Source organism: Devosia sp. YR412 (assembly GCF_900110945.1).
In the GTDB taxonomy this organism is placed as follows: Bacteria; Pseudomonadota; Alphaproteobacteria; order Rhizobiales; family Devosiaceae; genus Devosia.
The window spans coordinates 536,202-560,757 of record NZ_FOFL01000002.1 but is presented as its reverse complement, the minus strand read 5'-3'; the positions used below and the strand labels follow the sequence as shown (position 1 = coordinate 560,757).

Annotated in this window: 24 protein-coding genes; 14 read left to right on the top strand and 10 right to left on the bottom strand. The window is 63.2% G+C overall.

The window, feature by feature from the left end:
* The first annotated feature begins 37 nt into the window (after positions 1–37).
* Positions 38–685, top strand: a complete 648-nt coding sequence (locus BM045_RS09015) for a ThuA domain-containing protein (protein ID WP_092182366.1) — start codon at positions 38–40, stop codon at positions 683–685.
* Between the two features lie 4 nt (positions 686–689).
* Here the strand turns inward: BM045_RS09015 and BM045_RS09010 are convergent, their stop codons facing one another.
* Together BM045_RS09010 and BM045_RS09005 are read right to left on the bottom strand one after the other, a co-directional pair.
* The gene (locus BM045_RS09010) at positions 690–1,322 is read right to left on the bottom strand and encodes a DUF1109 domain-containing protein (RefSeq protein ID WP_092182364.1); all 633 of its coding nucleotides are present in this window, start codon (positions 1,320–1,322) and stop codon (positions 690–692) included.
* Positions 1,319–1,846, bottom strand: coding sequence for a sigma-70 family RNA polymerase sigma factor (locus BM045_RS09005; RefSeq protein ID WP_170848472.1), 528 nt, complete (start codon positions 1,844–1,846; stop codon positions 1,319–1,321). The genes BM045_RS09010 and BM045_RS09005 overlap by 4 nt, the downstream gene beginning before the upstream one ends.
* A gap of 175 nt (positions 1,847–2,021) precedes the next feature.
* Between BM045_RS09005 and BM045_RS09000 the strand changes: the two genes are divergently transcribed.
* From BM045_RS09000 to BM045_RS08985, 4 genes are all read left to right on the top strand, one after another.
* A complete protein-coding gene (locus BM045_RS09000; RefSeq protein ID WP_092182360.1) occupies positions 2,022–2,870 on the top strand; it encodes a cytochrome b/b6 domain-containing protein in 849 nt (282 codons plus the stop codon).
* The gene (locus tag BM045_RS08995) at positions 2,867–3,655 is read left to right on the top strand and encodes a molybdopterin-dependent oxidoreductase (protein ID WP_092182358.1); all 789 of its coding nucleotides are present in this window, start codon (positions 2,867–2,869) and stop codon (positions 3,653–3,655) included. Before BM045_RS09000 ends, BM045_RS08995 begins: the two co-directional genes overlap by 4 nt.
* Positions 3,656–4,165: 510 nt before the next feature.
* Complete coding sequence (locus tag BM045_RS08990; RefSeq protein ID WP_244522933.1) at positions 4,166–5,764, top strand: DEAD/DEAH box helicase; 1,599 nt, start codon at positions 4,166–4,168, stop codon at positions 5,762–5,764.
* 65 nt (positions 5,765–5,829) lie between these two features.
* A complete protein-coding gene (locus BM045_RS08985; RefSeq protein ID WP_092182356.1) occupies positions 5,830–6,717 on the top strand; it encodes a 2-dehydropantoate 2-reductase in 888 nt (295 codons plus the stop codon).
* Here the strand turns inward: BM045_RS08985 and BM045_RS08980 are convergent, their stop codons facing one another.
* The 7 genes from BM045_RS08980 to BM045_RS08950 form a co-directional block, all read right to left on the bottom strand.
* A complete protein-coding gene (locus BM045_RS08980) occupies positions 6,718–7,587 on the bottom strand; it encodes an intradiol ring-cleavage dioxygenase (RefSeq protein WP_092182355.1) in 870 nt (289 codons plus the stop codon). It abuts the gene before it with no gap.
* Between the two features lie 106 nt (positions 7,588–7,693).
* Positions 7,694–9,109 (bottom strand): alpha,alpha-trehalose-phosphate synthase (UDP-forming), encoded by a 1,416-nt coding sequence (locus tag BM045_RS08975; RefSeq protein WP_092182353.1) that lies wholly within the window; start codon positions 9,107–9,109, stop codon positions 7,694–7,696.
* Between the two features lie 31 nt (positions 9,110–9,140).
* Positions 9,141–9,911, bottom strand: a complete 771-nt coding sequence (gene otsB, locus BM045_RS08970; protein WP_092182352.1) for a trehalose-phosphatase — start codon at positions 9,909–9,911, stop codon at positions 9,141–9,143.
* A 298-nt stretch (positions 9,912–10,209) separates the two neighbouring features.
* Positions 10,210–10,833 carry a nucleoside deaminase gene (locus tag BM045_RS08965; protein ID WP_092182350.1) on the bottom strand — a complete coding sequence of 208 codons (624 nt, stop codon included), beginning with the start codon at positions 10,831–10,833 and terminating at the stop codon, positions 10,210–10,212.
* A gap of 14 nt (positions 10,834–10,847) precedes the next feature.
* On the bottom strand, positions 10,848–11,339 hold the full coding sequence (locus BM045_RS08960) for an ureidoglycolate lyase (protein WP_092182348.1): 492 nt from the start codon (positions 11,337–11,339) through the stop codon (positions 10,848–10,850).
* 2 nt (positions 11,340–11,341) lie between these two features.
* Positions 11,342–12,163 carry a bifunctional allantoicase/(S)-ureidoglycine aminohydrolase gene (locus tag BM045_RS08955; protein WP_092182346.1) on the bottom strand — a complete coding sequence of 274 codons (822 nt, stop codon included), beginning with the start codon at positions 12,161–12,163 and terminating at the stop codon, positions 11,342–11,344.
* Positions 12,164–12,230: 67 nt separating this feature from the next.
* Positions 12,231–12,560 (bottom strand): ArsR/SmtB family transcription factor, encoded by a 330-nt coding sequence (locus tag BM045_RS08950; RefSeq protein ID WP_092182344.1) that lies wholly within the window; start codon positions 12,558–12,560, stop codon positions 12,231–12,233.
* Positions 12,561–12,640: 80 nt separating this feature from the next.
* On the opposite strand from BM045_RS08950, the gene BM045_RS08945 reads away from it, so the two are divergent.
* Positions 12,641–13,102, top strand: a complete 462-nt coding sequence (locus BM045_RS08945; RefSeq protein WP_092183171.1) for an SRPBCC family protein — start codon at positions 12,641–12,643, stop codon at positions 13,100–13,102.
* A gap of 206 nt (positions 13,103–13,308) precedes the next feature.
* On the opposite strand, the gene puuE is transcribed toward BM045_RS08945, so the two are convergent.
* Positions 13,309–14,724, bottom strand: coding sequence for an allantoinase PuuE (gene puuE / locus BM045_RS08940; RefSeq protein ID WP_092182343.1), 1,416 nt, complete (start codon positions 14,722–14,724; stop codon positions 13,309–13,311).
* A 151-nt stretch (positions 14,725–14,875) separates the two neighbouring features.
* Between puuE and uraH the strand changes: the two genes are divergently transcribed.
* From uraH to BM045_RS08900, 8 genes are read left to right on the top strand one after another with little or no spacing between them, the layout of a single operon-like run.
* Positions 14,876–15,232, top strand: a complete 357-nt coding sequence (uraH, locus tag BM045_RS08935) for a hydroxyisourate hydrolase (protein WP_092182341.1) — start codon at positions 14,876–14,878, stop codon at positions 15,230–15,232.
* Between the two features lie 3 nt (positions 15,233–15,235).
* Complete coding sequence (gene xdhA / locus BM045_RS08930) at positions 15,236–16,702, top strand: xanthine dehydrogenase small subunit (RefSeq protein WP_092182339.1); 1,467 nt, start codon at positions 15,236–15,238, stop codon at positions 16,700–16,702.
* On the top strand, positions 16,699–19,029 hold the full coding sequence (gene xdhB / locus BM045_RS08925) for a xanthine dehydrogenase molybdopterin binding subunit (protein WP_092182337.1): 2,331 nt from the start codon (positions 16,699–16,701) through the stop codon (positions 19,027–19,029). The genes xdhA and xdhB overlap by 4 nt, the downstream gene beginning before the upstream one ends.
* Positions 19,026–19,889 carry a xanthine dehydrogenase accessory protein XdhC gene (gene xdhC, locus BM045_RS08920; protein ID WP_092182335.1) on the top strand — a complete coding sequence of 288 codons (864 nt, stop codon included), beginning with the start codon at positions 19,026–19,028 and terminating at the stop codon, positions 19,887–19,889. The genes xdhB and xdhC overlap by 4 nt, the downstream gene beginning before the upstream one ends.
* A 1-nt stretch (position 19,890) precedes the next feature.
* A complete protein-coding gene (locus tag BM045_RS08915; RefSeq protein ID WP_092182333.1) occupies positions 19,891–21,420 on the top strand; it encodes an ABC transporter ATP-binding protein in 1,530 nt (509 codons plus the stop codon).
* A gap of 25 nt (positions 21,421–21,445) precedes the next feature.
* On the top strand, positions 21,446–22,483 hold the full coding sequence (locus tag BM045_RS08910; protein WP_244522932.1) for an ABC transporter permease: 1,038 nt from the start codon (positions 21,446–21,448) through the stop codon (positions 22,481–22,483).
* On the top strand, positions 22,480–23,409 hold the full coding sequence (locus BM045_RS08905) for an ABC transporter permease (RefSeq protein ID WP_092182331.1): 930 nt from the start codon (positions 22,480–22,482) through the stop codon (positions 23,407–23,409). The genes BM045_RS08910 and BM045_RS08905 overlap by 4 nt, the downstream gene beginning before the upstream one ends.
* 54 nt (positions 23,410–23,463) lie before the next feature.
* Positions 23,464–24,552: a BMP family ABC transporter substrate-binding protein gene (locus BM045_RS08900; protein WP_092182329.1), complete on the top strand. Its 1,089-nt coding sequence runs from the start codon at positions 23,464–23,466 to the stop codon at positions 24,550–24,552.
* Positions 24,553–24,556: the final 4 nt, after the last annotated feature.

Genomic DNA, 24,556 nt, shown 5'->3' with positions numbered 1-24,556 from the left:
TATTCTCCGCCCCGTTTGATTTGCGGGGAATTGCAGCATGAAGAGCGCTTTGATCGTTTATGGCGGCTGGTCGGGGCATGAACCCGAAGAATGTGCCGCCATCTATCGCCGATGGCTGCATGAGGATGGGTTTTCGGTGCGCATGGCGACCGAGACCAGCGCTTTCGCCGATCCTTCGATCCACGATCTTAGCCTGATCATTCCGATCTTCACCATGAGCAAGATCGAAAAGACCGAGGTGGAGAACCTGGTCAAGGCGGTCGAGGGCGGCGTGGGCCTGGCCGGCCATCATGGCGGGATGAGCGACGCGTTTCGCGATTCCGTGGACTATCAGTTCATGGTGGGCGGGCAGTGGGTGGCCCATCCGGGCAATATTATCGACTATACGGTGGATGTGGCCGATCCGCTCGACCCGGTGATGGCCGGGATCAAGGCGTTTCCCTATACGTCCGAGCAATATTACATGCATGTCGATCCGTCGAACCACGTGCTGGCGACGACGACGTTTACCGGCGAGCATGCGCCGTGGATCAATGGCGTGAAAATGCCGGTGGCGTGGAAGCGCCAGCACGGCAAGGGCCGGGTGTTCCACTCGACGCTTGGGCATCAGGCCAAGGAGTTCGATGTGCTGGAGATGGCTACGATTTTGCGGCGCGGGATGAACTGGGCGGCAAGAGAAGAATAGTCCACTACCAGCGTAGCAGGAACCGCCCCAGCACCGCGCCTATCGCCCCCACCACCACAATCGCCAGCGTGTACCATAGCGCTACGAACATCATGCCCGTCTCGGTGCAGGCGAAGGCGTAGATCCAGGCGCCGGTGCTGCCGGCGGTGATGCCGGCGGCAAAGCCGGCCAAGGCTGGGCGAGTGGGGGCCATGCGGCGGAGGGCGAGCATGGCGGCGAGCAGGACTGGCAGCGAGAAGATCGGGATATAGGTCAGGCTGCGGATGATGGAGGAGCCCATGATCATGGGCATCATGTCGTCGCTGCGAGCGAGCTGGATGATGGCGAGGACGAGGAGCAGCGCGAGGAGGGCGATGCCGGTGAGCCAGGGCCAGCGGCTGCGGCCGCCGGGGCGGGCGAGGACCGTTGTGGCGGCGAGGCCGAGCAGGGCCAGCGCCAGCGTGTAGCTGAACTTGGTCCAGTAGATCATGGTGACCCGGGCGGCATCCATGTCGGGGCGCATGCCGAGCAGCATCAGCATGGCGAGCACGGCAACCACGCCGCTGGCTAGGAGGGCGCCAATCAGCAGGCGGTGCATGGCCATGGGGCGGACGGGTTTGAGATCGGCAGCGAGGCGGGCGATCAGGTCGTCGGTCATGGCTTGGACCCTCCCGAAAAGCGGGCCGCGAGGGATTTGAGACCGCGGTGGATCGAGACCTTGGCGGCGGTTTCCGTAATGCCGTGGGCCGCAGCGGCTTCGGCGACGGAAGCGCCCTCGATGCGGGTGCGGCGGATCAGGTCGGAGGTGCGGGGAGGGATGGTGTCGAGCACGGTGGTGAGGTCGCGGCGGGCCAGCGCGTCAGCATTGTCGTCATGGGCAAGGATGGGCGCGTCGTCTTCCAGCGGCACGGTCAGGCGGATCGACTGGCGGCGGACGTGATCGACGAATTTGTGGTGGGCAATGGCATGCAGCCAGGCGGTGAAAGGCCGGTTGCGGTCATAGGTCATGCGGCGGGTGTGAATGGCCAGAAGGGTCTCCTGCACGAGATCCTCCGCGTGCGACGCAAAGGCGGGGGTGAGCCGCCGGGTGAAATAGGGACGCAAGTGCTTGCCCAGTTCGGCGAGCAAAGTGCGATAGGCGGCGGCATCGCCGTCGAGTGCGGCGAGCATCAGGGTTCGCAATCGCGTCTCGGTCGGGTCAGCCTGCATTGCCCATCCATTCGTTGTGGAGCGGTGTGAGGTTACACCCAATGATCACCTCGGCGTGAGAGCGTAACGTATCAGGGTCCTCAACGAATACATGCTATGAAACCAAAGTTCGGGCCGGGTCCGTTACTGCTCGTACAAGGGGGATGCGATGAGCCAAGCCGACGGACCGGGCCACAAGGGGCCACTGATCTATCGCCAGTCGATCTGGACGCGAGTGACGCACTGGATCTGGGCAATCTGCCTGTTTTTTCTGCTGCTAACGGGGCTGCAGATCTTCAACGCTCACCCCGCGCTTTATATCGGCCAGCAGTCGGGCTTTGAGTTCGAGAACTCCATCTTCAAGATCGGCGCGGTGAATACCGACGCCGGGCCTCGCGGACAGACCACGGTGTTTGGGCAGACGTTTGACTCCACCGCCTTGGGGCTGGGGATGAGCGGCAATCCGGAGCGGCCGGTCTATACGGCTTTTCCGGGCGAAGTGACCATTCCCTCCTATCGTGACCTGGGCACCGGGCGCGTGGTTCATTTCTTCTTTGGCTGGATCTTCGTCGCGACGATCTTCATCTGGTTCGTCGCCAGCTTCATCAATGGACATATAAGGCGCGATATCGTGCCAAGGCCGGCCGATATTGCCGGGGTGCCGAAGGACATTGCCGATCACGCGACGCTGCGCTTCAAGCATGGACGGACCTATGGGCCGCTGCAGAAGCTGGCCTATTTCGGTGTGTTCTTCGTGCTGTTCCCACTGATTGTGGCGACTGGTCTGACGATGAGCCCGGGGATGAATTCCATCGCGCCCTGGATGCTCGACCTGTTCGGTGGTCGGCAGACGGCGCGGACGATCCATTTCATCGTCATGCTGTTGCTTGTGGCCTTTTTTGTCATCCACATCGTCATGGTGTTTGCGGCGGGGCCGATCAACGAGCTGCGCTCGATGATCACCGGCTGGTATCGCGCCAGCCCCGGCACGCAGGTTACCGAAAAGGACAAGCCATGAGCGGGTTGATCACGCGGCGCAATTTCCTGCGCTCATCGGCGGTGGCTGGTTCGGGGTTGATTCTGGCTGGGTGCAACCAGTTCGATTTCCTGGCCGACAAGGCGGGGCCGGGCCGGCAGATCATGGAGCGCGCCAATGTGCTGACCTATAAGGTGCAGCGGGCGCTGATCGGCGATCAAACCTTGGCGCGGGAATATGCGGCCAGCGAAATCCGGCAGGGGCAGCGGCCGAATGGCTCGGTCGATCCGACGACGCCGGAATACACTTTCCTCAAGATGCAGAATTTTGCCAGCTACAGGCTGACCATCAAGGGCATGGTGGAGCGCGAGGTGAGCTTTTCGCTCGACCAGCTGCGCAATATGCCGGCGCGGAGCCAGATCACGCGGCATGACTGCGTCGAAGGCTGGAGCTGCATCGCCAAGTGGACCGGGACGCAGCTTGGGCCGCTGCTGGATATGGCCGGGGTGAAGCCGACGGCGCGCTATGCGGTCTATCATTGCTTCGACAATATCCAGCGGACGCTGTCGGGCGACATCTTGTACTATACGAGCTCTGACCTGATCGACGCCTACCACCCGCAGACGATCCTGAGCTATGGGCTGAACGACCAGGTGCTGCCGGTGGCCAATGGCGCGCCGGTGCGGCTGCGGATCGAGCGGGCGCTGGGCTACAAGCAGCCGAAATACCTGCACACGATCGAGCTGGTGGATGACCTCAGCACGTTCGGCAAGGGTCGGGGCGGCTATTGGGAAGATACGGGGTATGACTGGTACGGCGGGATTTAGGGCACGTTCTTTCCATCCTGCCTAAACCCACCCCCACCGGCCCCCCTGCGGGGCCACCCTCCCCACAAGGGGGAGGGATTAGGGGCATCGTGTCCGCGGAACGTCGGCTTCCCTCCCCTGAATGGGGAGGGATTGAGGGTGGGGTGATGGGAGCCCCGATGCGAGGGTTGGACGACACGCAACCCCGCCATGCGCCGCGCTTTCCCGAATAATCTTGCACTTTCAGCGTATCTGGCCCATATCAGCGGCATCGTCACTGGCGCATGGACCTTCGATGGATCCGCTGGCGCCACAAATTTTGTGACGGACTTCACTTCTTATCCCCTGCGGTGAGCGGCGAAGTCAGCCCGGAAACAATCTGTCCGGGTTCGAGCCAGCACCCGCGCGATACCTCTCTCCTATCGCCCGATTGCATCTGTTAGCCCGCCGACGCCCGTGCGTTTGGCGACATGCGCGCTGCATTGTTCTGCGCGCCTGCAAGCGCCTGTTGGCGCAGAAAGACGTGTTCACTTGAACGATTTTATTTCTCTCGGCCTGCCCGAAATCCTGACCGACAGCCTGACCGCTGCCGGCTTCACCGAGCCGACCAAGATCCAGTCCCAGGCCATTCCGAAGCTGCTTGAAGGCAAGGACATGATGGGCATTGCCCAGACCGGTTCGGGCAAGACTGCCGCCTTTGGCCTGCCGATCCTGGCCGGCATCCTGACTCTCACCGGCCGTCCGCGGCCGCTGACCACGCGCGCGCTGATCCTGGCGCCGACGCGTGAACTGGCCGTGCAGATCGACGAGAACCTGCGCAAGTTCGCCGGCTCCAAGATGAAGCTCGATACCGTGCTGCTGCTCGGCGGCGTGTCGCGCTACCATCAGGTCAAGCGCCTTGAGCGCGGCGTCGACGTGGTCGTTGCTACCCCGGGTCGCCTCAAGGACCTGATGGACGACGGCAAGATCAAGCTCAACGAAACGCGCTGGCTGGTGCTGGACGAGGCCGACCGGATGCTCGACATGGGCTTTATCGCGCCGGTGCGTGCCGTGGCCAAGGCCATCGGCATCAAGCGTCACACCATGATGTTCTCGGCTACCATGGCGCCTGAAGTCGCGGACCTCGCCAAGAGCCTGCTCAATGATCCGGTGCGTGTCGATGCTTCGGTTGCCGGCTCCACCGTGGTCAAGATCGACCAGCGCGTGATCCTGTCCGGTGCCAAGGCCAAGCGCGGCGTGCTCAACGAGCTGCTGCTGAGCGAAACTGAGAATATGGAACGCGTAATCATCTTTTCGCGCACCAAGCATGGCGCCGATCGCGTTGCCAAGAACCTCGAGATTGACGGCCACAAGGCTGCGGCCATCCATGGCAACAAGAGCCAGAATGCCCGCCAGGCGGCCCTCAAGGGCTTTGCTTCGGGCGACGTGCGCATTCTCGTCGCCACCGATATCGCGGCGCGCGGCATCGACGTGCCCGGGATCACCCATGTGGTGAACTACGAGCTGCCCGACGATCCGGAAAACTATGTTCACCGTATCGGCCGCACCGGCCGTAACGGCGCCTCGGGCATTGCCATCACGCTGTGCGATGGCACCGAGCGCGGCAAGCTGCGCGACGTGGAACGCCTGATCCGCCGTACGCTACCGACCAGTGGCGACCTGCACACCGGCAATGAGTTCGGTGTCGTGGAGGCTCCCCGTTCGGCCTACAAGAAGCCAAGCGGTGGCCGTCCTGGCCCGCGTTCGGCCAAGAACCCGCGCAAGGACAATGCCGATCGCCGGTCGCCGGCCGAGCGTCGTCCGTTTGCCGAATTCTCGACCGATGCCCGTCCGGCCAAGAGCCAGCCGCATCACCAGCCTTCGGATACGCCACGTGGCCGTCCGGCCGGCGATGCACCGCGCGCTGCCCGTCCCGACAATGGGCCGCGCACGCGTCCCGATGCGGCTCCGCGTACCCGTCCGGCTGCCGAAGGCGCCGCACCGGTGCGTGGCGTGCGTCGCGACATGGAAACCGGCAAGCCGATGACGGCCAAGCCCGCCGCTGCCAAGCAGCGTTGGGGCAAGTCTCAGAAGGACGCCGTCCGTTCGGGCGGTCGTTCCAATGCGGATCGCCAGCGCGGTCGCGCGTAAGCCTTACGGAATCAGATAAGAAAAGGGCGGCCCTCGGGCCGCCCTTTTTGTTTGGAGCCTTTGCTATGACGACAATCGCGGTGATCGGACCGGGCGCCATCGGCGGCACGCTGGCGGCCTGGCTGGCGCAGAATCCGGCGCTAACGGTGACCGTCTGTGCGCGAACGCCGCTGGACGACATCATTGTCGAGACGCCGGATGGCACGATCACCGCGAAGCCGGTGGTGTTGACCGATCCGGCGCAGGCGCCGGTGGTGGACTGGGTGCTGGTCTGCACCAAGACTTATGATGTCGAGGCGACGAAGCCGTGGCTCGAGCAATTGGTGGGGCAGGGCACGCGGGTGGCGGTGGTCCAGAATGGCGTCGAGCATGTGCGGCTGTTCGAGCATCTGGTGCCGGCCGAGCAGCTGGTGCCGGTGATCATCAACCTGCCGGCAGCGCGCAGTGCGCCGGGGCGAATGGTGCAGCAGCGCAAGGGTTTCATCTGGGCGCCAAGCGGGGACAATGGCGCGGCATTTGTTGAGTTGTTTGATCAGACCGACATCGAGGCGGTGGTCGCGCCGGATTTCATCTCGCGCGCCTGGATCAAGCTGTGCGGCAATTGCGGGTCGATCGTGCCGGCGCTGACGCTGCGGGCGACGGGGGCGGTGTGGAGCGCGGAACTGGAAGCCATCGTGCGCGGCGTGGCTGAGGAATGTGCGGCGGTGGGGCGGGCTGAGGGTGCGGTGATCGGAGCGGACGTCGTGGAGGGCACGGTGACCATGATGCGCACCATGTCCGATGAGACGCGGGCCAGTTCCATCCATGCCGACCGGCTGGCGGGCAACCGGATGGAAGTGGATGCACGCAATGGGGTGATCGTGCGGCTGGGCGAAAAGCACGGCATTCCGACGCCGATGAACAGGGTGCTGGTGACCCTGTTGGCGGCGTCGGGGAGTCCGTGGGTGAGCTAACTAAAGCCCAGTCACCGGTGGGGTCATGGTGGTGCGATCGGCCGAGCCGGTGGGGCCGCCGGGAGCACCATCGGGCGGTGGGCCGCCCATGCCGCCAGCAGGTGGTTCGGGGCGGTCACCGCCAGGAGCGCCCATGGAGAAGCCGACGGCCGAGCTGGCCGTAGGATCGACGCCGATGATCATTGCGACGAGATATTCTTCTTCCAGCTCCTTGATGAAGGCGAAGGCGGCGCGGGTCGACTGGGCGGCAATGCTGTCATTGGAGTTCAGCGTGTCGCGGGTGGCGGTGCGGTCGTTATACGGCGCTACGTTGAGGTAGATATATTCCGAGAGGGCATCGGGGAAGAAGATCTGGCCGGTGAGCACATTGGTCTCGTCGAGGAAGATCTTGAAATGCACATGGGTGGTGCGGCCGCGATACCAGCTCGGATAGACGGTTTCGAATTCGGCAATGCCATTGTCGTCGGCAAACTGGGTGCCGCGCATGAAGGTTTCGCCAGTGGTGTCGGTGGTGCCGTCATCGCCCTGGTTGGCATAGCCGGAATAGACGCCCGTGGCGTCGCAATGCCAGATATCGACGCGGGCGCCGGGCATGGGCACGCAGGCGGCATCTACCACCTGCAGGCGGATGCGGGTCGGGATGCCGGGGCGACCCTCGGTGATATCGACGCGCTCCATGGCCGGGTCGAAATAGTATGGGCCTTCGGTGACCTCGGGAATGATGGCGCAGACATCGGCGCCCGAGAGCAGGGCGGCGGTCTGGCTGGCGCTGACGCCGGCTTCCTGGGCGAAGGCGCGCTGGCTCATCAGCAACCCGCCCGAGGCGGTGACTGCAACAGCCTTGAAGGCGTCGCGGCGGTTCATGGTCATGGACTGTCCCCTTGTTGGACTGGCGTGCTGACAGTCTGATAACGCGCGACGGGAGAAAATGGGCGTTACAAGGGGGATAGGTGGGTGACGGTTTGGTAAGGGGACGTCACGCCACCGAGGCCAGATAGAGGATATCCCGCAGGCCAGAGCCGGTGTTGGCGGCTGTTGGGGCCAGGCGGTCGAGGAAGCTTTTGCTCCAATTGTCGACGCTGTGCTTTTGCGCGGCACTCATCAGGCTCCGCCAGCGGGCCTTGCGTTCGTCAAGCGGCATGTCGAGAGCCATGCGCAGGGCTTCGGCCGTTTCGTCGGTGTCGAAGGGATTGACCATGATGGCGTCGTCGAAAATCTCGGCGGCGCCGGCGAAGCGGGAGAGCACTAAAACGCCGGGGTCTTCCGGGTCCTGCGACCCGACATACTCATGGGCGACGAGGTTCATGCCGTCGCGCAATGGGGTGACTAGACCGACGCGCGCCAGGCGGTAGAGTCCCGCGAGGCTGGGCTGGCCATAGGCGCGCTTCACATAGGTCAGCGGCGCCCAGTCGGGTTCGGCGAAGCGACCCATGACGCGGCCGACCATGGCGTCGAGCGTATCGCTGGTTTCCTGATACTCCTTGATGGTGTCGCGCGAGGGCGGAGCGACCTGCAGCATATGCACCAGCCGGCGGAAGCGGGAATTGTTGGCGAGGAGCTTTTCATAGGCTTCGACGCGCTGCGGCAGGCCCTTGGAATAGTCGAGCCGGTCGACGCCGAGGATCAGCGCCTGGTCGTCCATGGCGCGCTCCATGCGCTTGACCATCTTGGTGGCGGCGGGGCTGACGGCCAATTTGGCGAATGCATCCGGGTCGGAGCCGATCGGGAAGGCGGCGACTTCGGTGCGGCCAAAATCGACGGACTGAAGAGGAGAGCCGGATAGCGTCGAGGGCGCCTGGTGTTCGGCGAATTCAGTGAAGGCGGCGACGTCGCGGTTGGCCTGCATGCCGACAAGGTCATAACGCGACAGGTCGCGCATCAGCTCGCCATGATGGGGAATGGCATAGAGCGCGTCGGTGGTGGGGAAGGGGATGTGCAGGTAAAAGCCGATGCGGTTGCGCACGCCGAGATTGCGCAGTTCGCTGGCCAGCGGGATCAGGTGATAGTCATGCACCCAGATGACATCATCGGGCTTGAGCTGGGGAAGCAGCGCGCGGGCAAACTGGGCGTTGACGCGACGATAGCCCTCGTACCAATGCGCCTCGATGGTGGCGAGGTCGAGCCGCAGGTGGAAGCTGGGCCAGAGGATCGAATTGGAAAAGCCAGCGTAATAGGCGTGATGATCCTCGCGGTTGAGGTCGATCTGTGCGACCGTCAGGCCATCGATATCCTCGAAACGCGCTTCTGTGGATGGGCTTTCGACCAGCTTGCCAGACCAGCCAAACCAGAAACCCTCGCGCTCGGCGAGGGTTTTGCGCAAGGCAACAGCAAGGCCGCCCGCCGCCGGACCCTTGCCCGGCGTGCGGTTGGAAACCACGATAATCCGGCTCATGAACGCCCCCGTCCGATCAGGCTAGAATAACTCAATGCGGCAATGCTTCGCGGTCGCGAGCGACGATATCGCCGAGGCCGCGGATCAGGGCGTGCACCGAGGCGACATTGGGAATGCGCATACGGGCCGCGGTGTCGCCATCGCCAAGCTTGATGCCGACGCCACCGAGATCCTGGGCGGCAATGAAGGCGTCTTCGTCGGTGGTGTCATCGCCGATAAAGATAGGTGTACGGCCGAGGAAGGGTTCTTCGCGCATGAAGGCACGCAGCGCTTCGCCCTTGCTGGCGGCGCGTGGACGGGCTTCGAGCACCATCTTGCCGGGCACCAGGGTGAAGTCGGGCACGTTGTGGACGGCCTCTTCCATGGCGATGCGAACCGCATCTTCCAGCTCTGGCGCCTGGCGATAGTGCAGGGCGACGGCGCCTTCCTTTGCTTCGAGCAGCAGGCTTGGGTGGGCGATGATCAGTGGCTGCACGGCCTGGGCGATCTGTTCGGCGCCGAGGACGGCGGCGGGATCGACGGTTTCGACGAAGCCATCGGCGCGGCGGCGCTGGGTGCCATGGGCACCGGCGATCGGCAGGTGCAATGGCGCCAAATACTTGTCGATGTCGGAAATTTCGCGGCCGGTCAGCACGGCGAAGGCGCTGTCCAGCTCAGTGATAGCGCGCTGCAACTGGTCGGCCAGGGTGCCGTCCACTTCAATGGCATCGGGCGTCTCCGCCAGTTCGACCAGGGTGCCATCGAAATCGGTGAAGATGGCAAGCTGGGGGACGGCGGTGTGCACGGCATTGATCTGGGACATCACTGAGCCTTCCGGGATTGGGAGTCAGTGAAGCAACGCGCCGCGGCGCGTTTGGTTCGCCGCCACATGGCTGTCATGCGGCGGCGGCTATTCTGAACGGATTATGAATGGCGCATTGGTCAGCCGTTCAAAGCCACGAGACTAGAGAAGAGACAGCGTCACCCATGTCCGGACTGAACAAAATGTCCCAGCTCATTCTCACAGCGCTGTTTGCCCTCGCGCTGAGCTTTCTGACTTTCGCCGCCTCCTTTGCCGAAGTGCCGCGCAGCGAGTTTGCGCCGGTGGCGATCAGCCAGCCCTAAGCCAGCGGAATGCCCTTGTTACCCTTGTCACTCTGGTAGACCTCGGAGAGGTCGCCATAGAGGGCGTTGAGGTGGTCGAAGCGGGCCAACAGCGTTTCCTTGTGGCTGCGGTCGAGGGCAGCAATCATCTGCGACAGGTTGTGGCTGGTCCAGTAGCGATTGGTGCGGTTGTAGAGCGGGCGATCGGCATGAGCCTGCTCCCGGTCGGGATCGGGCGTGGCGTAGACGGCCTGCAGGATCTGGATATCGTGGGGAATGGCGAAGCTGTCGCGACTGTCCGCGTGGCTGAACAGATAATAGAAATTGTCGAAGCCACACCAGGTGATGCCGGAGAGGCAGAGCGAGCAGGGCTCGTGCGTGGCGAGGAAAATGCAGTCCTTGACGTCCGGGCGCCGATCGACCGGGATTTCGAAGAAGCGCTTGATGGCGTGCATTTCGCCATGCCAGAGCGGGTTTTCGATCTCGTTATTGGTCTCGGCGACGACGACCGAGAGGTCTGACTTGCGCAGGATGGCGGCGCCGAACAGCTTGTTGCCAAGGGCGACGCCCTTGCGGGTCACCGGGGCGATGTCGCGCTCGATGACGTCAAGCAGGCGGGAGATCAGGTCGGCATTATCCATGGTATTTTTCTGCCCTAGCGGTCGATGATGGTCCAGGCCGCATCGAAATGATGTTCTTCAAGGTTGTTGCCGTCACCGCCGCGATCGACGACGATGAAATCGGCTTCGACTTCGAGTGGGGTCAGTACGCCGTGCCAGGTATTCATGGCGATATTGACGCCCTGGCCGGGTAACGGGCGGAAGGCGCGGAGGCGGGTGGGGGTGCCGCTATCGTCTTCGGCCACAATGGCCAGCCATGGATTTTGCGACAGCGGATAGAAGGCCTGACTGCCGAGCGGGTGGCGCTCAACCAGTTTGAGGCTGAGCGGCAGGGCATAGGGCTGGCCGCGGAAGATCGAGATCAGCGGACGGGCATGCACGCCTCCGAGCTCGACGCGGGCGAGGTCATGGTAGCGCTCGGTCATGCCGGCATTGATTGGATAGTGATGGGCGCCGGTGAGCTCGATGACCTGGCCAAAGGGGGCGAAGGCGTCGGCCGTCAGAGCCTCGATGATGATCGTGCCCATGATCAGAACGGCAGCTTCGCGTGGCGGTTGACGTCCTTGTAGAGCAGGTAGCGGAAGCGGTTGGGACCGGCGTAGCAGGCCTGCGGGCAGAAGGCGCGCAGCCACATGAAATCGCCAGCTTCCACCTCGACCCAGTCGCGGTTTAGGCGATAGACGGCCTTGCCCTCGAGCACATAGAGGCCGTGTTCCATGACATGGGTTTCCTCGAAAGGAATGACCGCGCCGGGCTCAAGCGTGACGATATTGACATGCATGTCGTGGCGGACGTCAGCCGGATCGACGAAGCGGGTGGTGCCCCAGGTATTGTTGGTACCGGGCATCCAGATGATCGGCTCATCCTGCTCATTGGCGACGAAGGCGGTCGGCAGGTCGATGCCGGCGGCGGCTTCATAGCGCTTGCGCACCCAGTGGAAGCGGGCGGGGACATTGCCCTTGTTGGTCAGGGACCAGGCCGTGCCGGGCGGCAGGAAGGCATAGCCGCCGGGCTTGAGCAGGTGGGTTTTGCCCTCGATGCTGACGCTTGCCTCGCCCGCGACGGCGAAGAGCACGCCTTCTGCCTCCGGATTGGGCTCGGGCTGGGTACTGCCGCCACCGGGCATGACTTCGACGATATATTGGCTGAAGGTCTCGGAAAAGCCGGAGAGCGGCCGGGCGATGACCCAGGCGCGGGTCTGGTTCCAATGCGGCAGATAGCTGGTGACGATGTCGCGCATCACGCCATGGGGAATGAGCGCATAGGCCTCGGTGAAGGTGGCGCGGCCGGTGTGCAGCGCCGTCTGGGGCGGCAGTCCGGCGGCAGGCGAGGCATAGGTGGTATCGGCCATTGTGGTTCCGGGGTGGTCACGGTTGCGCCGATCATCGGCGAGCGTGACTGCTTCGGCAAGCCCGATGTCACGCCGGGGTTTCGACCTGGCTCTTGAGGCGGCTCAACATGTTGGTGGCATAGGCCGCGTAGGGGCCGATCCAGCGCTCGTGAATGGCGTGGATGGGGAGGGCATCGAGATGGTTCCAGCGCTCGCGGCCGCGCTTTTCAGTGACGACGAGGCCAGCCTCTTCGAGGACCTTGAGATGCTGCATGACGGTGCAGCGATCGATCTCGGGCAGGCGATCGCAGAGCATGCCGGTGGTCAGCGGCTCGACGCGCAGCAGATCGCAGATGTGGCGGCGCGTGCGATGGCTGAGAGCCTTGAAAATCAGGTCGTTTTCATCTTCGGTTGACATGTTATATTTTTATAACATATCGTATGGTCAGTCAAGCGAGGAGAGTTGAGATGCGTGACGTCGTGACCAAGGAAAAGCAGATGGCGCTGGAGTTTCGCGTGTCGGGGCGGATCGCCAAGCCGGTGCATGAAGTGTTCGAGGCGGTGGCCGACCCGCAAAAGCTGAGCGGCTATTTCACCACCGGTGGCGCCAAGGGGCGGCTCGAAACCGGCGCGACAGTGACCTGGGATTTCCACGATTTTCCCGGCGCTTTCCCGGTGACCGTGGTGGAAGTGGTGAAGGATGAAAAGATTGTGCTGCGCTGGGCCGCGGCCGATGGCACGCCGGAGCAGGGCGGCAGTTACGATACGACAGTGACGATGACGTTTTCAGGTCTTGAGGACGGACGAACGCTGGTCAGCATTGCCGAAAGCGGCTGGCGCGACACCGTGGCGGGGCAAAAGGCGTCCTATTTCAATTGCGAAGGCTGGACGGGAATGCTGTGCGCGATGAAAATTTACCTCGAGCACGGGTTCAATTTTCGGCTGGGGTTTTACAAATAGGGGGGTGGCCAAACCAACCCCCACCCGACCCCTTCGGGGCCACCCTCCCCACAAGGGGGAGGGATAAGAAAGATCGAGGCCGCTGAAGCATGGCTTCCCTCCCCTGAATGGGGAGGGATTGAGGGTGGGGTGATGGCCTAGGCTCGGTTGAAATGCCCTAAGTGCAGAGCCCTCGGTCAAGCCCGAGGGTGACGGCCGGTGCGCCCTTACGGCAGCAGTGCCTTCAACCTGAGTAGCGCAATACGCTCCACCTGTGCACACGCCGTGGCGAATTCTTCTTCCGCGCTATTGGCAAGACGCTGCTCAAACGCCGCCAGAATGCTCGCTTTGGTGTTGTCGCGGACGGCGATGATGAAGGGGAAGGCGAATTTCTTCACATAGGCGTCGTTGAGTTCGTTGAACTGCTGGCGCTCGGCGTCCGTCAGGTGGTCGAGGCCGGCGGAGGCCTGTTCGGCGGTGGAGGATTCGGTAAGTTGCTTGGCAGCGGCCAGCTTGCCGGCGAGGTCGGGGTGCGCGCGGAGGACGCCCATGCGCTGTTCGGGCGTGGCGAGGCGGAACTGGGTGCGTAGTGCGAAATGGAGGCCAATGGCGGTGTCATTTGCCGGTCCCATTTCGTTGTCCCAGGCGCGGGCGGCGATCCAGGGGGAATGTTCGAAGATCGAGCCGTAGCGGGTGATGAATTCGTCGCGGCCGATCTGCGAGGGGATGACCTCGGGCGCGACATAGGGATGCTCGGCCGCCCAATGTTCGGCGATGGCGAGTCGGGTGGGAATCCAGACCTTGTCGAAGCTCTGGATGTAATCGACGAATTTTTTGAGGCCCTGATAGCGGCCGGGCTGGCCGACCAGCCGGCAGTGTAGGCCCAGCGACATCATCTTGGGCGAGCCCGCCTGACCCTCGGCATAGAGGACATCTAATGTGTCCTTCAAAAACTGGAAATATTCCTCGCCATTGTCGAAGCCCGGGCCGGTGACGAAGCGCATGTCATTGGTCGAGAGCGAATAGGGGATGATGAGGTGCGGCTGGCCCTCGTAGACGCGCCAATAGGGCAAGTCGTCGTCATAGGTATCGGAAATATAGGCGAAGCCGCCGGCTTCGGAGACCAGATCCACGGTCTGCAGCGAGGAGCGGCCGGTGTACCAGCCCTTGGGCCGCTCGCCGGTGGCCAGGGTGTGGATGCGGATGGCTTCGGCGATCTGCTGGCGCTCTTCCTCCGCCGGCATGTCCTTGTGCTGCACCCATTTGAGGCCATGGCTGGCGATTTCCCAGCCGGCCTCCTGCATGGCCGCAAGCTGGGCCGGGGCGCGCATCAGCGCGGTGGCAACGCCATAGACGGTGACGGGGAGATTGGCCTGGGTGAACAGGCGATGCAGCCGCCAGAAGCCAGCGCGGGCGCCATATTCATACATGCTCTCGACATTGGCGTGGCGCTGACCGGGCCAAGGCACGGAGCCGAGCACATCGACAAGAAAGGCTTCCGAAGCGGCGTCGCCGTGCAGGATATTGTTCTCGCCGCCCTCTTCGTAATTGAGCACGAATTGCACCGCGACATGGGCGCCGCCGGGCCAGTTGGCGTGGGGCGGGGTCTGGCCATAGCCATGCATGTCGCGGGGATAACGCATTGTGGTGCTCTCGTCTCTGGATGGCGCGATAGTCACGAGTCTCGTCGCGCCTGACAAGATGCACAAAAATGGACCAGTTGGTAAAAAATGAGCATTGCGCATCGCTTGCGATGGGATAATCTTGGCCTTGGGGAAATAGACGGAGCAGCACATGGCGGGTAGTGGACGCCTCACCACGCATGTTTTGGACACGATGCACGGCAAGCCGGCGCGTGGCATGCGGATCGAATTGCACTATGTGCATGGCGATCACACGCATCACGTGACCGACAGCTATACCAATGCCGACGGGCGCGTGGACAATCCGCTGCTCGACGAACAGCAGTTCGACAAGGGCGAGTTCGAAATCCGCTTTCATGTAGGGCAGTATTTCGAGCGGCTGGGCGTCGAGATCAAAACGCCCTTCCTCAACGTGGTGCCGATCCGCTTCACCATTTCCGAAGACAAACACTATCACGTGCCGCTGCTGGTCAGCCCCTTCGCCTATTCGACCTATCGGGGGAGCTAGGGCATGGTCGAGGTTTCGGGCGCCATCCGCTTTATCCTCAATGATGAGGAGATCAGCCTTGCCGATGTGAAGCCTGATACCACGCTGCTCGACTGGCTGCGCCTGGAGCGGCGGCTGCGCGGCTCCAAGGAAGGCTGCGCCGAGGGCGATTGCGGCGCCTGCACCGTGCTGGTCGGCCGGCTGATGGGCGACGAGATCATCTATGACTCGGTCACCGCCTGCATCCGTTTCGTTGGCAGCCTGCATGGTACGCATGTGGTGACGGTGGAGCACCTGCGCGGCAAGGATGGCGTTTTGCATCCGGTGCAGCAGGCGATGGTGGATCACCATGGGTCGCAATGCGGGTTTTGTACGCCGGGCTTTGTGATGTCGCTCTATGGGCTGTGGATGCGCGATCCGCAGCCAAGCCAGCCGGCGATCGAAAGGGCGCTGCAGGGAAACCTGTGCCGCTGCACCGGCTATGCGCCGATCATCCGGGCGGCCAAGGCGATTTCCAGCTATGGCGCGCCGCAGGGCGATCCGCTGTGGGCCGAGCGCATTGCGCTCAAGGGCAAGATCAAGTCGATCAGCGATGGGAAGCGGGTCGAGATCGGCGAGGGCGCCGAACGCATCGTGGTGCCGGCGAGCCTCGATGATTTTGCCGCCGTGTATGAGGCCAATCCGACGGCGACCATCGTCAATGGCTCGACCGATGTGGGGCTCTGGGTCACCAAATTCATGCGGGCGATCGGGCCGGTGATTTTCATCAATCACCTGCAGGAGCTGAAACGCATTGCCGAGAATGACAGCGAAGTGCGCTTCTATGCCGGGGTGAGCTATTCCGAGGCGCTGCCGGTGATGGCAGCGACCTTCCCCGACATGGCCGAGCTGTGGAACCGCATTGCCGGCGAGCAGATCCGCAACATGGGCACCATCGGCGGCAATATCGCCAATGGCTCGCCGATCGGCGACACGCCTCCGCCCTTCATTGCGCTGGGCGCCAAGCTCAGCCTGCGCCGGGGCGAGCACCGCCGTGAGATCAAGCTGGAAGATTACTTCATCGCCTATGGAAAGCAGGACCGCCGACCGGGCGAATTCGTCGAGAGCGTGACCATTCCGCTGCTGCCGGCGGGCGAAAAGTTCGCCTGCTACAAGATTTCCAAACGGCGCGAGGAAGATATTTCGGCGCTGTGCGGCGCCTTCCGGGTGTTCGTCAATGATACCGGCGTGGTCGGCATGGCGCGGGTGGCCTTCGGTGGCATGGCGGCAACGCCGAAGCGCGCGAAGGCTGTGGAAGCGGCGCTGGTTGGCAAGCCTTGGACGCAGGAGACTGTGGAAGCGGCGATGGCGCTGTTTGGCGAGGATTATCAGCCGATTTCGGATATGCGGGCCTCGGCGGACTATCGCCTGTTGACGGCGCAGAACCTTCTGCAGCGGTTCTATCTCGAAACCACGGGACAGGGGCAAAGGCTCCGGCGGGAGGTGGCGTGAACAAGCATTCCTCTCCCATTCCGCTCGCCTCGCTGCATACCTCCACCCGCCATGACAGCGGGCCCAAGCATGTGTCGGGCACGGCCGAGTATATCGACGACATGATCGAGCCGGCCGGCACGATGCATGCCTATCTGGCGCTGTCGACGCGGCCGCATGCGGAGATCGTTTCCATCGACTTTGCGGCGGTGAAGGCCTCGCCGGGGGTGATCGGCGTGCTGACCGCCGAGGATATTCCGGGCGAGAATGATGTGTCGCCGAGCCACAAGCATGACGAGCCGGTGTTTGCCATTGGCAAGGTGCATTTCTGGGGCCAGCCGCTGTTTGCGGTGATCGCCGAGACGCGCGACCAGGCGCGGCGGGCCGCGCATGCGGCAGTTGTCGAGTATCGCGACCTGCCGTTTGTCACCAATGTGCGCGATGCGCAGACGGCGGGCGGCAAGCTGGTGACCGATCCGCTCAAGCTTGAGCGCGGCGATGTGGAGGCGGGTTTTGCCGCGGCGCCACGCCGGGTCAAGGGTAGCGTCGAGATCGGCGGGCAGGATCATTTCTACCTCGAAGGGCAGATCGCCATGGCGGTGCCGGGAGAGGACGAGGATGTGACGGTGTTCTCGTCGACGCAGCATCCGAGTGAGGTGCAGTTGATGGTCGCCGCCGTGCTGGGCATCCGCCATCATGCGGTGACGGTGCAGATCCGCCGCATGGGTGGCGGCTTCGGCGGCAAGGAAACGCAGGGGAACCTGTTTGCCGCGGTGGCGGCGCTGGCGGCCAAGAAATGGAACCGCGCCTGCAAGATCCGGCCGGACCGCGACGACGACATGACGGCCACCGGCAAGCGGCACGACTTCGTGGTTGATTATGATGTCGGCTATGATGATGCCGGCAAGATACTGGCGGTCGACGCCACCTATGGTGCGCGGGCGGGCTTCTCGTCAGACCTTTCCGGCCCGGTCACCGACCGGGCGCTGTTTCATGCCGACAATGCCTATTGGTATCCGGCGGTGCGGGTGCAGTCGCAGCCGCTTTATACCAATACGGTCTCCAACACGGCGTTTCGAGGCTTTGGTGGCCCGCAGGGCATGATGGCGGCGGAGCGCTGGGTGGAGGACATCGCCTATGCGCTGGGCAAGGATCCGCTGGAGATCCGCAAAGCTAATTTCTACGGCACCGACACCGACAATGTAACGCCCTATCACCAGACGGTGGAGGACAATGTCATTCATCGCGTGGTGGATGAGCTGGAGGCCTCGGCCGACTATCAGGCGCGCCGCGAAGCGATCCTCAAATACAATGCGGGCAGTCCGGTGCTCAAGAAGGGTATTGCGCTGACGCCGGTCAAGTTCGGCATCTCTTTCACCGCCACTTGGTACAATCAGGCCGGGGCGCTGGTGCATGTCTATAAGGACGGCTCCATCCATCTCAGCCATGGCGGGACCGAGATGGGTCAGGGGCTTTATATCAAGGTCGCGGCCGTGCTGGCCGATGCCTTCGGCGTCGGGCTCGACGTGGTCAAGATCATGGCGACGACGACGGGGAAGGTGCCGAACACCTCGGCGACGGCAGCCTCGTCCGGCTCCGATCTCAATGGCATGGCGGCCTGGGATGCGGCACGGCAGATCAAGGAGCGGCTGGTTGTTCATGCCGCCAAGCTGCATCAGGTCAGCGAAGCCGAAGTGGAATGGGTGCCGGGTGGCATCCAGGCGGGCCAAAAATTCGTGCCATTCGCTGAGCTGGCGGCTTCGGCCTATCTCAACCGGGTGCAGCTGTCGGCGGCAGGCTTTTATGAGACGCCGAAAATTCATTGGGATCGGGCCACCGGGCGTGGGCATCCGTTCTATTATTTCGCCTATGGGGCTTCGGTTTCGGAGGTCACCGTGGATACGCTGACCGGAGAATATACCGTCGACCGGGTCGATATCCTGCATGACGTCGGCCGCTCGCTCAATCCGGCCATCGATATCGGCCAGGTGGAAGGCGGCTTCGTGCAGGGCATGGGCTGGCTGACTACGGAAGAGCTGGTCTGGGACGCCAAGGGGCAGCTGCGCACCAAGGCTCCGTCGACCTACAAGATCCCGCTGGCTTCCGATGTACCGCCGATCTTCAACGTCAAACTGGCCGAATGGTCGGTCAATCGCGAGCCGACGATCGGGCGCTCGAAGGCAGTCGGCGAGCCTCCGTTCATGCTGGCGATGAGCGTGGTGGAAGCGCTGTCGATGGCTGTGGCATCGGTCGCTGACTATAAGGTCGCGCCTCGCATGGATATGCCGGTGACGCCGGAGCGGGTGTTGATGGGCGTTCAGCGGATGAAACAAGGGGCGCTGGGGTGAGCAGCCGGCGTGCCGAGATCGCTGCATTCCTTTCGGCCGAACCCGACGCCATTGTCTGCGAACTGACTTCCGTCCGTGGCTCGTCGCCGCGCGAGCAGGGGACCTTCATGCTGGTGGGCCGGTCTGCGCTGTTCGGCACCATCGGCGGCGGGGCGCTGGAATATATGGTGATCGAGCATGCGCGGCGGCTGATCGCCAATGGGCAGGCCGAGGAAGCCATGGATGTGCCCCTGGGGCCGGAGATCGGGCAGTGCTGCGGTGGCCGGGTGGGGGTGAGCCTGGCCTATGCCGATGCGGACAGGCGGGCGGAACTGGCGGCGTTGGTGGCCGACGAAGATGCGGCGCTGCCGCATGTTTTCATCTTTGGTGCCGGGCATGTCGGGCGGGCGCTGGCGCAGATACTGTCGATCTTGCCAGTGCAGTTGGAGGTGATCGACACGCGGCGCGAGGAGCTGGAACTGCTACCGGCCGAGATTGCCTCCCGCGCGGTGGCTATGCCGGAGGCGGTGGTGCGGTCGGCGCCGGTGGGGAGTTCGTTTGTGATCCTCACGCATGACCATGCGCTGGACTTTTTGATTGCGCAGGAAGCGCTGGCCCGAGCGGATGCGCCTTATGTCGGAATGGTTGGCAGCCTGACAAAACGGGCGAAGTTTTCGAGCTGGTATCGAGCCGAGGGCGGCGACGCCAAGGCCTTGGCGCGGCTGGTTTTACCAATCGGACAGATTGGTCTTGGGGATAAGCGTCCGGCGGTTATTGCGGCACTGGCGGCGGCGGAGATTATGGTCCACATTGGGTCTCGGGAAGCCATTGCTGGGCAGGCGCGCACCCCCGAGCAATTGGGGGCGGTGATTGGACGCTAGTATGCCGCATCGGCTCGAATTGACCGGTATCACCAAGGCTTTCCCGGGCGTCCTCGCCAACGACAATGTTTCTTTTTCGGTGAAGCCGGGCGAAATTCACGCGCTTCTCGGCGAAAACGGCGCCGGCAAATCCACCCTGGTCAAGATGATCTATGGCATCATGCAACCGGACGCCGGCAGCATTGCCTGGGATGGCGAAGTGGTGACGGTTGCCAATCCCAAGGCCGCCCGCAAGCTCGGCGTCGGCATGGTGTTCCAGCATTTTTCGCTGTTCGAAGCGCTGACCGTGCTGGAAAACATCGCGCTGGGCATGGATGCGAAAATCCCCTCGCGCGAGCTCGAAGCCCGCATTCGCGCGGTGATGACGCAATATGGGCTGCTGCTCGATCCGCATCGCACGGTGGCGACGCTGTCGGTGGGCGAGCGCCAGCGCATCGAAATCGTGCGGGCGCTGCTGCTCGACCCCAAGCTTCTCATCATGGACGAGCCAACCTCGGTGCTGACGCCGCAGGAAGTCGAACAGCTGTTCGAGGTGCTGCGCAAGCTGGCGGCACAGGGCTGTTCCATTCTCTACATTTCTCACAAGCTGCATGAGATCAAGGCGCTGTGCGACACAGCGACGATCCTGCGCGGCGGCAAGCTGGTCGATACCTGCGACCCCAAGCAGGAGACTTCCCGCTCGATGGCCGAGAAGATGATCGGCGCGGGCCTGAAAGATATCGTGCGGGCCGAGGGCAGGGCACTGGGCAAGCCAAAGCTGGTGGTGTCGCGGCTCAAGACCGAAAAGGCCGGGCATTTCGATGTGCCGGTCGATGATGTGAGCTTTACCGTCAAGGCGGGCGAAATCTTCGGCATCGCCGGGGTGGCGGGCAATGGGCAGAATGCCTTGCTCGATGCGCTGTCCGGCGAAATCCGCAGCGACGACAAGGATGCCATTACCATCGATGGCTATGGCATCGGGTTGCTGGATACGACCGGGCGGCGCAAGCGCGGGCTGTGTGCCGTGCCGGAAGAGCGCAATGGCCATGCGGCGGTGGGCGATTTCACGCTGAGCGACAATTCGATCCTGACCGCCCGCGACCGGCTCGGCATGGTGATGATGGGCCTGATCAATTCGGGCGCGGCAAAGACCTATACCGGCAAGGTGATCGCCGACTTCGCCGTCAAGGCGCTGGGGCCGGCTTCGACCGCCGGGTCGCTGTCAGGCGGGAACCTGCAGAAATACATCATGGGCCGGGAAATCCTGCAGAAGCCAAGCGTGCTGGTGGTCAGCCAGCCGACATGGGGCGTCGATGCGGGCGCGGCCGCGGCGATCCACCAGGCGCTGGTCGATCTGGCGGCCGCCGGTTCGGCCATTGTGGTGATCAGCCAGGATCTAGATGAGCTGCGCGCGCTGTGCGACACGCTGGCGGTGATCAATATGGGGCATCTCTCGCAGGCGCGGCCGGTGGGCGATGTGACGATCGAGGAAATTGGCCTGCTGATGGGCGGCGTACACGGAGCGGAGGCGCATGATGCAATTCCGGCTTGAGAAACGGCGCGAGCCATCGAAGCTGATGACATATCTGACGCCAGTGGCGGCCGTGGTGCTGACCATGGTGGTGGGCGCGGTGATCTTTTCGGCGATCGGCTATGATGGCATCGGCGCGGTGCGGGAAATCTTCCTGACGCCGCTGACCAATTCGTTCAAATGGCAGGACCTCGGGGTCAAGGCCGCGCCGCTGATCATCATCGGCGTCGGCCTCTCCATCGCCTATCGCGCCAATGTCTGGAACATCGGCGCCGAGGGGCAATATGTAATGGGTGGGCTGGCGGCCACCGGCGTGGCACTGGCGACCTATACGATGACCGGCTGGTGGATCCTGCCGCTGATGTTTGTTGCCGGCATGCTGGGTGGCGCGGCCTATGCCGCCATTCCGGCGCTGCTCAAGACGCGGCTCAACGTCAATGAAATCCTGACCTCGCTGATGCTGACCTATGCCTCGGTGCAGTTGATCTATTATCTGGTGCGCGCGCCGTGGAAGGACCCGATGGGCATGGGCTTTCCGCAGACAAGGCGCTTTGCCGCCGATGCACTGCTGCCCAATATCATCCCCACCACAATCGTTCATGCCGGCGTGCCGATCGCCATTATCGTGGCGCTGATTGCCTGGTTCGTCATGTCGCGCTCGGTATTCGGCTACCAGATGAAGGTGGTTGGCGCGGCGCCGCATGCTGCGCGTTATGGCGGATTTTCTGAGAACAAGACGATCTGGCTAGCCATGCTGGTTTCGGGCGGTCTCGCCGGCATGGCGGGCATGCTGGAAGTTGCCGGGCCGTTCCAGCGCATGGTGCCGGGCTTTCCGACCAATTACGGTTTCACCGCCATCATCGTCGCCTTCCTCGGACGGCTTAATCCGCTGGGCGTGATCTTTGCCGGCATTGTGATGGCCATTACTTTTGTCGGTGGCGAGGTGGCGCAAACGACCATTGGCCTGTCGAGTTCGGCCACGGGCGTGTTCCAGGCGATGATGCTGTTCTTCCTGCTCGCCGGGGACATTTTGATCCGCTACCGCATCAAACGGGTGGTTCCGGTCGTGGAGGCACGCGCATGACGCCCGAACTTCTGGTCGCCATCATCGTCACCGTGGTCGGCGCTTCGACGCCGATCCTGATCGCCGCTTTGGGCGAGTTGATCGTCGAAAAATCCGGCGTGCTGAACCTCGGCGTCGAGGGCATGATGCTGGTCGGGGCGATCACCGCCTTTGTCATCGTCTTTGTCACCGGCAACCACTATCTGGCGATCCTGCTGGCTGCTGCTGCCGGTGTCGCCACCTCGCTGATCTTCGGCTTTCTGACGCTGAGCCTTTCGGCCAACCAGACCGCCACCGGCTTGGCGCTGACGATTTTCGGCACCGGCTTTTCAGCCTTGGCCGGGCAGGGGTATTCGGCGCGGCCGGTGACGCTGCTGGGGCCGCTGTTCCCGGCCGAGATCGCGACACATCCAATGTGGCGCGTGCTGTTCGGCTATTCGGCGCTGGTGTATTTTGCGCTGATCATGGTCGTTGCGGTGTGGTTCTTCCTCAAGCGCACCCGCGCTGGACTGATCCTGCGCGCGGTGGGCGAGAATGACCTGTCGGCCCATTCGATCGGCTATTCTGTAATCGGCGTGCGCTATCTCGCCGTGATGTTCGGCGGTGCCATGGCCGGCATTGCCGGGGCCTGTTTCCCGCTGCTGCTGACGCCGCAATGGGCCGAGCGGATGACGGCCGGCCGCGGCTGGATCGCCGTGGCGCTGGTGGTGTTCGCCAGCTGGAAGCCGTTCCGGTTGCTGGCTGGCGCTTATCTCTTCGGCCTCGTGGTCACCATGGAGCTCTATGCCAAGGCTGGCGGCGGACCGCTGTCGGCCATTCCATCAGAGCTCTGGGCCGCCTTGCCCTATCTTGCCACCGTCGTGGTGCTGGTGTTGATTTCGATCCGGCGCGACGCCTCAACCAATGCACCGGCCTGCCTCGGCAAGCCGTTTTTGCCCGCCAATTGAGAGGGCACCAATGACCCTCTCGATCACAACGAAAAGTCATCCAGGAGAAACGCAATGACCCTTACTCGTCGTAATGTCCTCAAGGTCGGCGCTGCCGCCGCGGCCCTGCCGCTGCTTGGTGGCAAGGCCTTTGCCCAGGCCGAGCCGCTCAAGGTCGGCTTCATGCTGATCGGCACCGTCAATGACAATGGCTGGAATTTCGGCCATGCGCAGGGCGCCAAGTTCATGAAGGAAGCGCTGGGCGATGCGGTCGCCGAGCCGACCATTGTCGAGAACGTGCCGGAAGGCCCCGATTGCGAGCGCGTGTTGCGCGAACTGGCCCAATCCGGCCACAAGCTGATCTTTGCCACCAGCTTCGGCTATGGCGACTATGTCATCAAGGTTGCCGAGCAGTTCCCGGACGTCAAGTTCGAGCATGCCACCGGCTACCAGCGCAGCGACAATGTCGCGACCTATAATGCGCGCTTCCATGAAGGCCGTGCCGTCTGCGGCACCATTGCCGGTCACCTGTCGAAGACCGGCAAGGCTGGCTACATCGGCTCCTTCCCGATCCCGGAAGTCGTGCTCGGCATCAACTCCTTCGTGCTGGCCGCCCGCAAGGTCAACCCGGCCTTCGAAATCACCCCGGTCTATATCTCGACCTGGAACGACCCGGCCAAGGAAGCCGATGCCGCCCGCGCCATGATCGACCAGGGCATCGACATCATTGCCCAGCATACCGACGGTCCGGCTGCGCTGCAGGTTGCCGAAGAGCGCGGCATTGTCGGCGGCTTCGGCCAGGGTGCCGACATGGTGGCTTTCGCCCCCAAGGCACAGCTGACCTCGATCATCGACAACTGGGGCCCGACCTATGTCGAGTCTGCAGAAGCCGTGATCGCCGGCACTTGGGCTTCGGCCGACCGTTGGCCTGGCCTCAAGGAAGGCGAAGTGCAGATCGGGCCGTATAACGCCTCGATCCCGGCCGACGTCGTCGCTGCTGCCGAAGCCGTCAAGGCCGGCCAGATCGATGGCTCGTTCAACATCTTCACCGGCCCGATCAACGACCACACCGGCGCCGAGCGCGTCGCTGCCGGCGTGACCCTGACCGATGGCGAGCTGCTGAGCATGGACTGGTATGTCGAAGGCGTGAACCCGCCGGCATAAGCTG